This window comes from Pseudoalteromonas sp. DL-6, from assembly GCF_004328665.1.
Lineage (GTDB): Bacteria > Pseudomonadota > Gammaproteobacteria > Enterobacterales > Alteromonadaceae > Pseudoalteromonas.
Map to the genome: position 1 here is coordinate 2,090,197 of NZ_CP019770.1, position 14,173 is coordinate 2,104,369.

The window sequence follows — 14,173 nt, forward strand, 5'->3', positions numbered from 1 at the left end:
GAATAGGGAGAATGCATATTTTTAACTTTAACCATTAATGAGTATGATGAAATCTATTAAACATAAAATTCTTACTGGTGTTTGCGGCTTAGTTTGTTCTGCCGCCGTTTTTTCAGCCACCGCACAAATTATTCCAGCCCCTCCTCAAGTTAATGCTAAAGGTTACTTTTTGGTGGATTTCACCACAGGTAAAGTGATTGCAGAAGGTGAAGCCGATACAAAACTTGCCCCTGCTAGCTTAACTAAAATGATGACTAGTTACGTAATTGGTACAGAAATTAATGCAGGTAATATAGCACCTACCGATATGGTGACTATCAGCGAAAAAGCATGGGCAAAAAACTTTCCTGAATCATCAAAAATGTTTATTGAAGTAGGTAAGCAAGTTAGCGTAGATGATCTTAATCACGGCATTATTGTGCAATCGGGTAATGATGCCTGTGTTGCTATGGCTGAACATATTGCTGGCAGCGAAAGTGCGTTTGCAGACTTAATGAACGCTCATGCCGAAAAAATAGGCATGACGAATACTCATTTTGTTAATAGCCACGGCCTTGATACGGATGCGCATTACACCACCCCACGCGACATGGCCACATTAGGCGCTGCCCTTATTAAAGATGTGCCAGATGAATACGCTCTTTATAAAGAAAAATCTTTTACCTTTAATGGCATAAAACAATATAACCGTAACTCGTTGTTATGGGATGAAAGCTTAGATGTTGATGGTATCAAAACAGGCCACACGTCTGATGCCGGTTACAGCTTAGTCACCTCGGCGACAAAAAACGACATGCGTTTAATTGCGGTAGTTATGGGTACTTCGAGTGAGCGCGCACGTAAAGTTGAGAGTAAAAAACTACTTAACTACGGCTTCCGCTTTTTTGAAACAATTACGCCTTACAAAGCGGGCGATAGTTTTGCAGAGCAACGCATTTGGATGGGTAATAAAGAGAATGTCTCTTTAGGTATTTTAGAAGACACCCCTATTACGATTCCTCGTGGCCAACATAAAAACCTTAAAGCAAACTTTGAGCTTGACGATACGCTTGAAGCACCTTTAGCTAAAGGCACTAAAGTGGGCACACTGTTTTTACAACTTGAAGGCGAAGATATTGCACAATATCCGCTAGTTACACTTGAAGAAATACAAGAAGGTAGCTTCTTTAGTAAAATATATGACTACTTACGCTTACAAATAATGTAAGCATCAGTAAAGTAATATGAACGCCTCCTTTGTGAGGCGTTTTTTTTTGCTTGAAAAGTGCTAGAATGCGCCCCATATATACCAATCGTATTGAATGACTATCGTTGGCTTAGGTCAAAAATAACATCATTTCAAGATTGTCATTAGCCTGTCAGTTTAAAGCTTAACGTATAAGTTAAGCCAACACTTTTGTTTGAGGAGTTCCCGTCGTGGTTGAACCTGTTAAAAACACTAAATTTGATGAGTACTTAGAGTACCCTTGCCCGTTTACATTTAAAATAATGGGTCTTGCAAACGTAAACTTAACTGATCAAATTTTAGAAAAGTTACAACCTATCGCTCCGGGTGATTATGCGCCAAAAGTAAAACCGAGCAGTAAAGGTAACTATGAGTCAGTCACTTTAGTGGCCACAGTAACCAGTGGAACTCATATCGAAGAAATTTATAACGTGATCAGCAACATCGATGACGTACGCCATATGCTTTAAGCCATAGCTGAGATTGATTGTGAACGAAAACACCCTAATCGTACGCCAATTGGGTCGTCAGCGTTACATGCCGATTTGGCAAAAAATGCAAGACTTTACCGACACCCGTGATGAAAATACCCCAGATGAAATTTGGCTAGTAGAGCACGAAAGTGTATTTACTCAAGGCCAAGCCGGTAAAGATGAGCACTTGCTCGCCCCAGGTGACATTGAAGTGATTAAAGTGGACCGTGGCGGACAAGTAACTTACCACGGCCCTGGTCAGCAAATGATGTATGTATTATTTAACTTACGTCGTTTAAAAATTGGCGTACGAGAGCTGGTAACTTGGCTTGAGGAATGTATTATTGAATCCCTTGCTGAGCACGGTATTGATGCATACGCAAAAGCCGATGCACCCGGTGTTTACGTTAACGACAGCAAAATTGCCTCTTTAGGTTTACGAGTTCGTCGTGGCTGCTCATTTCATGGCTTAGCATTAAATGTTAACATGGACTTAAGTCCATTTTTACGCATCAACCCATGCGGTTATGCGGGCATGAATATGGTGCAAACTAAAGAATTAAATGGCCCTCAAAACCTTGAAGCAGCAGGTCAGGGGCTGGTAAAACACATGATCAAAAAGCTTAATGCAACACAGGTTAAGCATACTGAAGGGTTTGAAAACGAATGAATAAACCAGTCAAAATGGAACCAGGTGTAAAACTACGCGACGCAGAAAAAATGGCGTTGATCCCCGTTAAGGTTCTACCTACAGAAAAAACTGAAATGCTACGTAAGCCTGAATGGCTTAAGATTCGCTTACCTAAATCGACTGAGCGTATAGACGGTATTAAACAAGCAATGCGTAAGCATGGCTTACATTCAGTGTGTGAAGAGGCCTCGTGCCCTAATCTATCTGAGTGTTTTAACCACGGTACAGCCACCTTTATGATTTTAGGAGCTATTTGTACACGTCGCTGCCCATTTTGTGACGTTGCTCATGGTCGCCCATTAAAACCAGATGCGGCAGAGCCTGAAAAGCTGGCACTGACCATTAAAGACATGAAGTTAAGCTATGTGGTTATTACTTCAGTAGACCGTGATGATTTACGTGATGGCGGTGCTCAGCACTTTGCTGATTGTATTCGCGAAATTCGTAAGCACAATCCAGAAATCACCATTGAGATATTAGTCCCTGATTTTCGTGGTCGTATGGACAGAGCACTCGAAATTTTAATTGAAACGCCGCCAGACGTATTTAACCACAACCTAGAAACAGCGCCACGTTTATACAAACTTGCGCGCCCAGGTGCCGATTATAAATGGTCTCTTGAGTTATTACGTCGTTTTAAAGAAGCGCATCCTGAGGTTAAAACCAAATCTGGCTTAATGGTTGGCCTTGGTGAAGAAATTAGCGAAATCGAGGAAGTACTTCGCGATTTACGTGCTCATAACGTTGATATGCTAACTGTAGGCCAATACCTGCAACCGTCTAAGCATCATTTACCCGTTAAGCGTTACGTGCCACCTGCTGAATTTGACGCACTAAAAGAATATGCTGATGAAATTGGCTTTACTCATGCGGCTTCAGGCCCATTTGTACGTTCAAGCTATCACGCTGATCAACAAGCGGCAGGTAAAGAAGTAAAGTAACCTCTCGCAATATAAAAAACCGCCATTAGGCGGTTTTTTGTTTTTTTAGCGGTTATTTTTACTGTTTATAAAATAACGTTAGGTTAAAGCAAGGTTACTTGAGATAATTATGCTTGAACCCATTATTTAGGTTATATATGAAATTATTAGTTCGTAACTTATCACGTGCCACTACTGAGCATGAACTTCGTACATTATTTACAGCTCACGGTAAAGTGACCACCTGTAACTTAGTACTCGATAAAGAAACAGGCCAGTCTAAAGGCTTTGCCTTTGTAGAAATGCCTAACGACATTGAAGTTAAAGGCGCGATTAAAGCCCTTAATCAAACCACAGTAGACAAAAGCAAAATTCGCGTAAAACTAGCGGATGCTTAATGCTACTGAGCTAAAGCCTGCATACCGGCTTAATTAAGCACACCACAAAGTGTAAGCTGTTTAAAAACTGGTTACACTTTGGCCACTCCCCTTTTTTACTACTAATACCTAGGCGTTATTTAATAAAGCCTGCAATACTTGCTTTTTACTGACAATATCGCGATACAAAGCAAACTGATTTCTTGCTCTGTCTAAATTATGCGTGTCATATTTAGTGGTAAAATAATTATCGCCATCAAGGTAGTCAGTTAAAAATCGTAAACCAATCATAAACGGCATTACTTTAGCACCTAACCAAAAGCTTTGTTTTTCTGCTGCGGTTAAAATATGTTTAAGTGGCTCAACATAGCCTTTGACAATTGCTGCAAAAATATCTTCTCGTACACGTACCTTATCAAGTGCGGTAGAGTCTTCTTGCTCCGCACAGCAAAACGTTCTTACCATGTCGCCAAAATCATTGAGCCAATATCCTGGCATACAGGTGTCTAAATCAATCACCGCTTTAGCTGCGCTTGAGTGTGAGCAAAATAACATGTTATTAATTTTAGTATCGTTATGGCATGCACGAACAGGAATTTCACCGGTTAATGCGCTTAGCTCATCAACCAATGAAAGTTGTGTTAAACAAAAATCAACCTCTGCTTGGCAATTTGCTAATCGTTGCTGTGGATTGTGGCTAACAAGCTGTTTAAATGACGCAAACCGCATAGCTAAATTATGAAAGTCAGGGATCACTGCATGCAACTTACTCGCATCAAAATCAGCTAAAGCCGCAGCAAATTGGCCAAATGCATTTGCAGCTGTATATGCTTGCGCAGAGGTGTTTACTACATCTTCACTGTAGCTATCGTCAATTAGTTCAAGTGCTCGCCATGTGCCCTCTTCTGCTTGAACTAAATATTCCTGCTTAACTGTTGGCACATGATGCAAAATAACTAAATTAAATTCACCTAATTGCTGCTTATTGCTTAAGTGTTTTTCAATCAGCCTGGCATTATCGACCAACTGTTGTGGCTTTGGAAAAACCACTGTATTAAGCTTTTGTAACACCAGCACTTGCTGCGTCGACTTTAACAACATGGTGGTATTAATATGCCCACTGCCTATTGGTTTAAAACTAAGTATTGGATCTTCCATACCAAAACGCGCTGATAAAAAGGCTGCTAATGGGGTTGAACTCATGGTTACTTCACTCTTTGGACTCAAACGAGGATAATTAGGGACGTTTATACTTGGCGTAATGCACGTAAGTGTGCAGCAATATTCACAAGCTCTGCTTTATAGGTCACACCATACCAAGACTCGCGGGCGGTATAAATAAAAACAGTTTGTGCATTGGTTTTTATTACCTGTTCAATTTGGTTAGGCAAAAAATATTCTTGTTGTGTAGCGGTATTGTATTGTGCTAAAAACGCTGTAAAGCCTTGCTCTAAATAATCAAACAAGCAAGGGGTTATCCCCCAAAAGCTCATAGAGCCAAGCGCATTTGGGCTAACTTTTTCACGTAAACCCTGTGGGTTATCACCAAAAATATGCTCAGACTCTTGTTGAATATTCAAATACTCGGTTACGGCAACAAGCTTTCCATTCGCAATATTACATACCCCACGATTAACACCACCATGCTCAGAAAGAGTATCAATAATCGGATACCCTACCATTGCCCATTCAGCGCTTTTTTTGAAATGCTCACTAAGCAATAAAAATGAAGACGCGCCATAATAATCGTCTGCAGTGATCACAATAGCGGGGTTATTAATGTGGGCTTTGGCACACAACAGAGCATGACCTGTGCCCCAAGGCTTTACTCGCTGGCAAAGTGTTGCTTTAAATTGTTCGGGCACCTGTTCAATGTGTTGCTCCACCAGCACCACATCAAGATCACTAGGTAATCGGGGCAAAATAGTACGCTCTATTTCACTACGTACCGCTTGGTTTATGATCAGCACCACCTGCGTCACGCCTGCAGCATGCGCATCAATAATACTCAGCTCCATAATAGTGCAATTTAGCCCTGGAATCTCTGCAATTTGTTTATTGCCACCAAAGCGACTACCTAAGCCACCCGCAAGTACAATCAAACTCAGTTGATGTTTTTTCATTTAGAGACTGCGCATTTAAGAGGGTAATTTACCAAGCCAAGTTTGTAACCAAGGCTCGGTGACAGGCCAAGGCTCAAAATCTTCACAGGCATCAATTTCTAATCGATTACCTACAGGTTTGGCTTGTAAGTCACGTAATAGTTCATCAAAGCTACGCCCTGCTGCGCAAAACGTATCACCATAACTTCTATCACCCATAGCCACAATGCCAAATGGCTTATTCGTTAACATTGGAAAGGTGTTGTTAAGCTGATTATAAAGCTCTGCCAAATTAGCGGGTATATCGCCTTGTCCTGTTGTTGAGGTGACAATTAAAATATGCGATGCATTTTTTAGATCTTCTAAACTTGGCGCTGAAAATACGCTTACCTGATGGCCGGCTTGCTCAATGGTATCACTTATTTGCTCACTTAAGCGTTCAGCACCACCATACACGCTGCCTACAAAAATACTAATATGTGCCATTAATAATCCTTTTCTTCGCTTGGCCACCCTAACTGGTTGCAAATACTCAACATTGCATCACCTAGTGGCGCTTTAATTATTATCGATTCATTACTATAAGGATGAACAAAACGCAGTTCTGTAGCAAATAACATTAATCTTCTAAGAGAAAAGTGTTCTCTAAAAAACTGATTGTGCTGGTTATCACCATGATTAACGTCGCCAATTATCGGTAACGACAAATGCTTTAAATGGCGGCGAATTTGATGTTTACGCCCTGTTTTAGGGAAACACTCTACCAAAGAATACCTAACTGTTGGGTATTTTCCTATAGGGATAGGCAACGCAGCTTGATACAAACAATTAAACTGTGTTTGTGCTTCTTGAGCAGCCTTATCCTGATCGGCAAATTTATCAGCGATTTTGTCTAGCTCTTCTTTTAACGGTTTATCTAAAAAAACAGATTCCGGCGCAAATCCGCGTACTAAAGCTAAATAACGCTTTGCAATCGTACCCTCAATAAACAACTGATTCATATCACGCGCGGCTTCTGAGCTTAAAGCAAACAGCAACACACCCGATGTCGGCCTATCAAGGCGATGCACAGGAAACACATGCTGACCGAGTTGGTCGCGCAGCATTTGCATTGCAAATTGAGTTTCATGTTTATCTAAAAAGGAGCGATGAACGAGCAAGCCCGATGGTTTATCAATCGCTACATAATGCTCATCTTGATAGAGAATGTTCAATTCACCGTATTCAACTGGCGCTGGACGTTCTGTCATCAGACTCTCCTAGCAATGAATCTATTTGCGTCAACAAAGAAATAATCTCTTCGCTTCCGGATTTATTAGTGAGTGTCATTTGCGCCATAGGAGCAATTGCAAAATTACGTGGCAACGCTTGTTTCATTGTAATAATCTGCTGAATTTTTTCTATAAATACAAACTGTAACCACTGTTCAAATGTAAGCGTATCATGGCAAAAAGGGATACTTGAATGCAACAATGCAGGGTCAATCGGTTCATTTTGCCAAAGCTGATGCTTTTTAAGTAGCGCCGTTAATTGTGTTAAATAGAGTTGGGTTTGCTCAGTCATAATCACCCTTTACTTTGTATATTGCACAATTATACCCTGTTCCCTCAACAGTCGCTATGGCGTATAATTAGCATAATTTTGTAGTAAAAACAGTTGGAAATTCATGAGTGAACATATAGCCACATTAGGCCAGCTTTTAGACGGTGCAGGCACTCAATGGCGTGCTTTTGACATTGGCAGGCACATTACCAAGCTTGATAAACAACAATTTTTAGCTGTTGAACAAGCGCAAGTTCCTTACCCTTACCCATTAGCAGGCCATGCATGGCTAGCAATTCAGTTTTGGGATAGTAAAGCCAGTAAAGAACCTTATGTTTGGTTTTTAAAATTTCCACTTGATGAACAAAGTAAACTTGTTAGTGCCAGCCGCGACCATTTTGCAGATATGGTAATTCAAGCACTAGGAACAGAAATAACCGGCGAGCAAGCCGATGGCAAACTCGATAATAACCCGTACGTATTTACTCCTAACACAAATAAATTAGCAGCGTTTAATGCGCAAGTTAAAGTGTTATTAAAACAACCAGCTTCACAGTATTACGAACATGCCCAGCTTTATTTTAGTGGCCAGATTGGTTTTGATAATTGGCAAAGTGTGGCGCTACAAGGCATTGCTGATTTTGCTTATCGCCTTAACAGTACTGATAACTTAAAGCACTTACACGCTGCATGGCCTAAGTTACCTATTGAAGTATTACAGCCATTAAGCGCAATGCTTGAACACATCGAAATACCACCCATGTTTAGTGAGTTATTGTTAAGTTATGGGCAAACCGCGCTTAGCAATAATGATGTTGTTGCGGCTAGTGCAGCTCTTCGCGCTATATCATCCGGACAAGCAACGGGGCTTAGTGCACAACTTGTTGACTGCGCTTTAGAGTCAGCACTTGGGCACGATTCAGATATTTTATTAACTATTGCCGGTCGCTGCTTTAAACAGTTAGAAGAGCCACAGCGTTTGCATGTATTTATGGATAACTGTGCACATCATGAAAAAATAGCTGAGTTATTTCCCAGCATTTTTGCAGATTTAGTTGCAATTCCAACTATTCGCCCACATTTATTAGCTTTACTACGTAAAGAAAACAGAAGCGAGACGTTAGCTCGCGCAATTGGAAGGTTATTCTCTTAAATGGCTAGTTTATGGACGTTCATACTTATTGGGGCTGTAATTTATTTTTTTTGGCTAAATCGTAAAATAGCCGAAGCAGCGAACGTTCATGCCAAACGCCAAAGCGAGCAATTGCAGGTGCAACTAATGAGCGTGGCCTGCAGCAAACGCCGGTTTGGCATTTTAAAAAGTGGTAAACCGGGCATGAAAAGCGAATTTATTTTTGAATTTTCAAGCGATGGTGAAAATGCTTATCAGGGAGTGCTGTTTATGGAAGATGAAAAACTGAAAAGCGTGGTCGTGCCACCACATAAAATATAATTGCTGTGACACAAAAACCAAGGCGTAACCTCAGTTACGCCCCAATTGCCTACATCCTGTAAGGTATCCTTTACCTAATCCCTGTTTATCATCCACTGAACGAGCAAACTACCGTGTTAGCTCTCCATTGCATCCTGCAATATCCTCTTGCCGCCTTGGCCGTCCTGCGTAAACTAACGCTCCTGCAATATCCTATCGCATCGTCCTTGGTATCCTTTAAATAGCTCCTAGCTATTTTAGTACTTCATGTACTTCCTGTTTCATCCTTGCATCCGTGTTAACTTGTCCTTTACGCTTCCTGCTAGTCACTACTATGCTGCCTGATTCCATATCCATGGCATTAGCTCAGTCATTGAGCTATGTCGTCTTGACAAAGTAAAGTTTAAACCAAACGGCTGGGTATAATAGTGAGGAAAACTAAAAAATTTAATGTCACAAAATTGAAAAAACTAAAATAGCTATAAATAACAGAAGCTTGATGCTTATAAACGGATAAATAATGGATTTAAACTGACAAAGAGCACACTAATGTAGGATATATCTCACACTAGTGTGCCCGATTTGGAACATAGGCTTACAGATGCGCTATTATGAACAACTACCTTTATTGAGCATTAGCAACTTTAAATAGTAATTCACCCTTAACTTGGTTAAATGAAAGTTGTTTAAAGTGCTCAAAACCCTGAGATTTAAAAAATTGCGTATGCTCGTCGCGAGTCACAAATACCGCCATACCAGAGGACTGGGGATTATCATGTAATAAGCCATCTAAACCCTTTAGTAAGGTGCGACCAAACCCTTGCCCGTGAAAGTGTGGATCAACTGCAATAAATGCTAAAAAGTAATAATTCCCTTGCGGCTTTAGTGCGTCACGAATGGTTTTTTCTTTTTCAATTAATTGATTCGTTTGTAAATAACCCGCACTTAGCATCAGCTTTAATCGCCAATGCCAATAACGCTCAGCTTGTAATTGGCTATTTGACTCAAATACACAGGCAACCGCTTTTAATTTATCATTACGGTAAAGGCCGATTAAAGGCTGCTTCTCTTGCCAAAAGCTACTGAGTTCTTCACGAATAAGTGCACGTAATTTTTTTTCATAATCGAGCGGGTTATCTTCGTTATACCCAAGCAGAGTTTGTAAAATAGGATCGTTTTGATATGCCTGATATATCAGGCTGGCTGCTGTGCTTATATCCTCTGGTGCAATATGCTGAACACTAAAGGCGTCTGTCGATTCTGCTGTGGCTGTCATTTTATTTCCTTTATTATTTTACACCCCCATCGTTACGCCAAGTAACGCATAAGAGATTAATTTTGAACTACAACGATGACCAAATACTTATATAACTATATACCCAAGAGCAATAAATAAGCGAATTTACATTTTAGTTAGTACGTTCATCCACTGCATTGAGTCAGATCATGCTTTAGCGACTTACTATTGAGTAAATAAAGCGTAAATTCAGTAAGGGTTAAACTGGCTAGATATACCATTCCCCCCTAGAGTTAATAAGTACTAAATATTAATTCATTTAGGAGCATTATTATGGATACAACAAAACATACTATTAATACCTTGTTCGCCCAACTAGGACTGCCGGATTCGGATGCGCAAATAGATGCATTTATTGCCTCGCACTCCATTACCGATACAACCTTGTTGCAAGATGCTCCCTTTTGGGATGAAGCCCAACAACATTTCATTGCCGAATCGCTAGCGGTTGATGGCGATTGGAGTGAAGTAATAGATGAATTAGACGTACGTCTTCGTCAAAAATAATTAATTTTATGGCGCATTTTAATGTGCCTTAGCCACTTTATTGATACCATACCCGCTCGCAACGTCTATGTTGCGAGCTTACTTTATAAAAGAGTTATAATTGAATGAACGCTGCTGTATTTGAAGCTATAAAAGTCCTTCTTGATGAAGGCAAAGTTCCCACTGTTGCACTAACTAAAAGTCGTTTAACAACACCGACCCCAATGCCGGTTATTATTGCTGCGGTGAGTCAATATAAGAATAATCCTGATTCAATTTATAATTTAATGAAAACCCCAAAGCAAAGTGCCAGTAATGAAGATCAAAACAGCTCTCAATTAGATAGAATTGAGCAAAAGTTAGATCAATTACTTACACTGCTCGCGCCAAAATAATTTGAGACTATAAATGTTTGTTGTTGATTTAACATTTGATTGCTACCAAGACACCACCTTAGAGCAAGCCGAGCAAGCAATAAACCGCTTGGTAAATGCATTACGTTTTAATGGCCAAATCATTGGAGAAGAATTTCCTACGGTGTTAAAAGATGGCTATTTTATAACACGCGTTATGTGTCCGACCGAAGACGCTATGCACCCTCTTAACAACAGTGCATTTGTAAAGCACAGTGTTGAAAAGCTTCATGATGCAGGCTTGTTAGCACCAAAGGTGAAAATAATAGGTCAAGACATTCACTCAAACGGTGCCGATGGTTGTAAAGATCCCTCAAGCTATATTTTATATACTACGTATGTGCATACCTGCAGCCCACTGTATTGTGGCGATGACTTTTTGCCCGTTCCGCTATTTAATATTCCAGCAATTGCTAATGGCGATTATAAAACCCTGATTAAATGGCAAGAAGATTGGCAAGCATGCGATCAAATTCAAATTAATGGCGCAACTCGCTGTGAATTTCCTGCACTAGAGGAAATAGCCAGCACACAAAGTGATTTGTATCGCCGAGGTAAAGATATTAGCAAACGCATCAGCTTTTTAACTAAAAAGCCTGTTTACTATTACTTATATCGTGTAGGTGGTGTCGATAAAGCCTCAGAGCTTGAGCGAAAATGCCCAAGTTGCCAAGGTGAATGGAAATTACCTGAGCCGTGGTTTGGATTATTTGATTTTAGGTGCGAACCGTGTGGTTTAGTGTCTAATATTTCATGGGATTTTCAATAAATCCCATGAATAAACAAGCTAGGTGTGCATTAAATCAGCAACACCGAGCTAGTTTAAACTGTTAATGTAGCAATAAACTCACTGAGGTTATTAGCCAACACATGATGCGGCTTTTTACCTACATATTCTAAGCACACTTCCCCTGTTTCCACTAATACCGTAACAAGTAAATCATCTTGATCAGTTAAACCAATAAAAACGCTCGGCGCTTGCTTTAGCTTTCGCTTCATTAAAACATGACCCGTGATATTTTGTTGCAGTAAGTCAAAATCATCCTCATTCCACGCTTGTAATAATTCCACTTGATGACCATCAACGCTGGCTAAAATACTGCCAGCAAACATATGGCCATAAAACTGGCTAAGTTCATCAGGAAATTCAAGCTCTAATGCGTTAGCGAGGTTAGTGAGTGAACCTACAGGCTCCCTCACTACCGCTTGCCATTGGATCATACCGTTCTCATCGGCTGTGCCTATTTCACAAGGGCTTGGCCATTGCTCATCGTGGGCAATGAGTGGCTGCTTTTGTGTATTTTTGATGGTTTTTTCACTAAAGCGTTGGTGAAGTTGGGCTAATTGCATTGCAACAGACATACTGTGAAACTCATTTAATTTAGATATAATGTTCCCATTGTAACTATTTAAGAGCAAACATGACAGATTACAGCAATTCTCCCGATCTTAAAGGCAGCGTACTTGGTCAATCTACTGAGTATGTAGATCAATACACGCCCAGCTTGCTTTTTCCTATTGCTCGCAAGCTTAATCGCGACGCATTGAGTATTGATGAGGCCGCATTACCATTCAAAGGGCAAGATATTTGGACAGGTTATGAACTGTCTTGGTTAAATACCAAAGGCAAACCGCAAGTGGCAGTGGCGCTATTTACTTTCGAATGCCAAAGTAGTCATATAATAGAGTCAAAGTCGTTTAAGCTTTATTTAAACAGTTTTAACCAAAGCCGCTTTGGCAGTATTGACATTGTTAAACAACATTTAATTGATGACTTATCCAATGCGGTAAATAGCCCGGTAAAAGTGACCTTATACAGCGCTGATGATTATAATTGTATTCCTTGCACACCGCTTCCTGGTGAGTGTATTGATGAGTTGGATATTGAAATAGATAACTACCATATTGATGCACATTCTCTAAAATCACAAAGCGATAAAGTGGTTAGCGAAACCTTGCATAGTCACTTGCTTAAATCGAACTGTTTAATTACTTCACAGCCGGATTGGGCCAGCATTATTATTCGTTATACTGGTGAGCAAGTGTGTCGTGAGTCATTATTACGCTATTTAATTTCGTTCAGGACCCATAATGAGTTCCATGAGCAATGTGTGGAGCGTATTTACAGCGACTTAACCACTCAGTTGAATATTAAAGAGCTTGAAGTGTATGCGCGCTATACGCGTCGTGGCGGCCTTGATATTAATCCATATCGCTCAACTCATCATAACGATACCCCTTTTGCGGTAAAGATAAACCGTCAATAAGCTAAACAAAAAAGGAGCCTGAGGCTCCTTTTTTTAATCGTTAAGTTGCTTAGTTGGCACAGGCATTCCACACACATCAATGTAATTATGGCTATACGCAAACCATCCCTCGCTACGACTACCTCGTGCTGAAATTAACTGTTTAAATGCATCTGAGTCTGTTTTCATTACTTTAAATCGGCTGCTATCGCTGCTAACGTCGGCTAATACTTGTAAGTCTGTAATAGGGTTAAACTCGCTACCACCTTTAGGTGTGCGCGCTAGCTGATGAAAATGCGCCATACCTGTCAGTACTCGCCCAAATACGGTGATATTTTTATCTAAATAACGCGGACCTTGCCCTATGGTGACAAAAAACTCGGTGCTAGCACTATTTATATCGTTGTCCCGTGCCATTGCAAATACACCATGACAATGAATTTGCCATGTTTGATCACGTGTTTCATTTTGCGCTACCGCAAAACCATTTAAAAACCCGGTTATTGGTGCATAACCATCCTCACCCATCTCGGTGATCAAAAGTGGCTCTGTGGTGGTTAAATAAAACTCTGCAGGTACCGTACTCTTTTCGGTTTTAGCTAGCTTTTTACCCGTGCTGTCACCACCTTGAGCAACAAACCCCTCAACAAAACGATAAATATGAGTACCCTGATAAAAGCCCTGTCGTGCCAATTTTTTAATATTAGCACTGTGTTTTGGCGCAAGCGCGGGATTGAGCTCAATATAAGCGGCACCGGTAGGTAGCGTTAGTTTTAAAATATTCTCAGGGTTAACCCATCGCCATTGCTCATCCGTTGCAGATGCAATAATCTCACTACTGGTTAGGCTTTTAACCGGCGCTGATGGCAAAATGCTTTGCTGAGCACATCCGCCGAGCAAAGCCGATGCTAAAACAGTGATTACAAATTTTTTCATACCTTTTCCTTTTTATTATTGGTATTAGTATTG

At 40.4% G+C, this 14,173-nt stretch carries 19 protein-coding genes; 11 read left to right on the plus strand and 8 right to left on the minus strand.

Going from position 1 to position 14,173, the window contains the following annotated elements; all coding sequences use genetic code 11:
* The first annotated feature begins 46 nt into the window (after positions 1-46).
* The 5 genes from B1F84_RS09745 (at position 47) to B1F84_RS09765 (ending at position 3,707) form a co-directional block, all read left to right on the plus strand.
* Entirely contained in the window at positions 47-1,207 is a 1,161-nt protein-coding gene (locus tag B1F84_RS09745; RefSeq protein WP_076919273.1) for a serine hydrolase, read from the plus strand.
* 209 nt (positions 1,208-1,416) lie between these two features.
* The gene (ybeD, locus tag B1F84_RS09750; protein ID WP_076919259.1) at positions 1,417-1,695 is read left to right on the plus strand and encodes a DUF493 family protein YbeD; all 279 of its coding nucleotides are present in this window, start codon (positions 1,417-1,419) and stop codon (positions 1,693-1,695) included.
* Between the two features lie 19 nt (positions 1,696-1,714).
* Complete coding sequence (gene lipB / locus B1F84_RS09755) at positions 1,715-2,368, plus strand: lipoyl(octanoyl) transferase LipB (protein ID WP_131691293.1); 654 nt, start codon at positions 1,715-1,717, stop codon at positions 2,366-2,368.
* Positions 2,365-3,330 carry a lipoyl synthase gene (gene lipA / locus B1F84_RS09760; protein WP_008109434.1) on the plus strand — a complete coding sequence of 322 codons (966 nt, stop codon included), beginning with the start codon at positions 2,365-2,367 and terminating at the stop codon, positions 3,328-3,330. The genes lipB and lipA overlap by 4 nt, the downstream gene beginning before the upstream one ends.
* A gap of 137 nt (positions 3,331-3,467) precedes the next feature.
* Positions 3,468-3,707: a hypothetical protein gene (locus tag B1F84_RS09765; RefSeq protein WP_008109433.1), complete on the plus strand. Its 240-nt coding sequence runs from the start codon at positions 3,468-3,470 to the stop codon at positions 3,705-3,707.
* A 108-nt stretch (positions 3,708-3,815) separates the two neighbouring features.
* Here the strand turns inward: B1F84_RS09765 and B1F84_RS09770 are convergent, their stop codons facing one another.
* From B1F84_RS09770 to B1F84_RS09790, 5 genes are read right to left on the minus strand one after another with little or no spacing between them, the layout of a single operon-like run.
* Positions 3,816-4,889, minus strand: coding sequence for an aminoglycoside phosphotransferase family protein (locus tag B1F84_RS09770; protein ID WP_131691294.1), 1,074 nt, complete (start codon positions 4,887-4,889; stop codon positions 3,816-3,818).
* Between the two features lie 44 nt (positions 4,890-4,933).
* Positions 4,934-5,809, minus strand: a complete 876-nt coding sequence (locus B1F84_RS09775; protein ID WP_131691295.1) for an NTP transferase domain-containing protein — start codon at positions 5,807-5,809, stop codon at positions 4,934-4,936.
* 15 nt (positions 5,810-5,824) lie between these two features.
* Entirely contained in the window at positions 5,825-6,274 is a 450-nt protein-coding gene (locus B1F84_RS09780) for a flavodoxin (protein WP_131691296.1), read from the minus strand.
* Entirely contained in the window at positions 6,274-7,038 is a 765-nt protein-coding gene (gene truC / locus B1F84_RS09785) for a tRNA pseudouridine(65) synthase TruC (RefSeq protein WP_131691297.1), read from the minus strand. The genes B1F84_RS09780 and truC overlap by 1 nt, the downstream gene beginning before the upstream one ends.
* On the minus strand, positions 7,013-7,351 hold the full coding sequence (locus B1F84_RS09790) for a YqcC family protein (protein ID WP_131691298.1): 339 nt from the start codon (positions 7,349-7,351) through the stop codon (positions 7,013-7,015). Before B1F84_RS09790 ends, truC begins: the two co-directional genes overlap by 26 nt.
* Positions 7,352-7,454: 103 nt before the next feature.
* Between B1F84_RS09790 and B1F84_RS09795 the strand changes: the two genes are divergently transcribed.
* Positions 7,455-8,483: a DUF3549 family protein gene (locus B1F84_RS09795; protein ID WP_131691299.1), complete on the plus strand. Its 1,029-nt coding sequence runs from the start codon at positions 7,455-7,457 to the stop codon at positions 8,481-8,483.
* Positions 8,484-8,783, plus strand: coding sequence for a DUF3301 domain-containing protein (locus tag B1F84_RS09800; protein ID WP_131691300.1), 300 nt, complete (start codon positions 8,484-8,486; stop codon positions 8,781-8,783).
* A 604-nt stretch (positions 8,784-9,387) separates the two neighbouring features.
* On the opposite strand, the gene B1F84_RS09805 is transcribed toward B1F84_RS09800, so the two are convergent.
* On the minus strand, positions 9,388-10,038 hold the full coding sequence (locus B1F84_RS09805) for a GNAT family N-acetyltransferase (protein WP_055012792.1): 651 nt from the start codon (positions 10,036-10,038) through the stop codon (positions 9,388-9,390).
* A gap of 294 nt (positions 10,039-10,332) precedes the next feature.
* On the opposite strand from B1F84_RS09805, the gene B1F84_RS09810 reads away from it, so the two are divergent.
* The 3 genes from B1F84_RS09810 (at position 10,333) to B1F84_RS09820 (ending at position 11,727) form a co-directional block, all read left to right on the plus strand.
* Positions 10,333-10,566: a DUF2789 domain-containing protein gene (locus B1F84_RS09810; RefSeq protein WP_131691301.1), complete on the plus strand. Its 234-nt coding sequence runs from the start codon at positions 10,333-10,335 to the stop codon at positions 10,564-10,566.
* Between the two features lie 104 nt (positions 10,567-10,670).
* Positions 10,671-10,940 (plus strand): hypothetical protein, encoded by a 270-nt coding sequence (locus B1F84_RS09815; protein ID WP_131691302.1) that lies wholly within the window; start codon positions 10,671-10,673, stop codon positions 10,938-10,940.
* Positions 10,941-10,953: 13 nt separating this feature from the next.
* The gene (locus B1F84_RS09820; RefSeq protein ID WP_131691303.1) at positions 10,954-11,727 is read left to right on the plus strand and encodes a Zn-ribbon-containing protein; all 774 of its coding nucleotides are present in this window, start codon (positions 10,954-10,956) and stop codon (positions 11,725-11,727) included.
* Between the two features lie 53 nt (positions 11,728-11,780).
* Here the strand turns inward: B1F84_RS09820 and syd are convergent, their stop codons facing one another.
* A complete protein-coding gene (gene syd, locus B1F84_RS09825) occupies positions 11,781-12,320 on the minus strand; it encodes a SecY-interacting protein (protein ID WP_131691304.1) in 540 nt (179 codons plus the stop codon).
* Positions 12,321-12,379: 59 nt separating this feature from the next.
* Between syd and queF the strand changes: the two genes are divergently transcribed.
* On the plus strand, positions 12,380-13,225 hold the full coding sequence (queF, locus tag B1F84_RS09830) for an NADPH-dependent 7-cyano-7-deazaguanine reductase QueF (protein WP_008109406.1): 846 nt from the start codon (positions 12,380-12,382) through the stop codon (positions 13,223-13,225).
* A 33-nt stretch (positions 13,226-13,258) separates the two neighbouring features.
* Here queF and B1F84_RS09835 read toward each other — a convergent pair whose 3' ends face one another.
* The gene (locus tag B1F84_RS09835; RefSeq protein WP_131691305.1) at positions 13,259-14,140 is read right to left on the minus strand and encodes a peptidylprolyl isomerase; all 882 of its coding nucleotides are present in this window, start codon (positions 14,138-14,140) and stop codon (positions 13,259-13,261) included.
* Between the last annotated feature and the right edge of the window lie 33 nt (positions 14,141-14,173).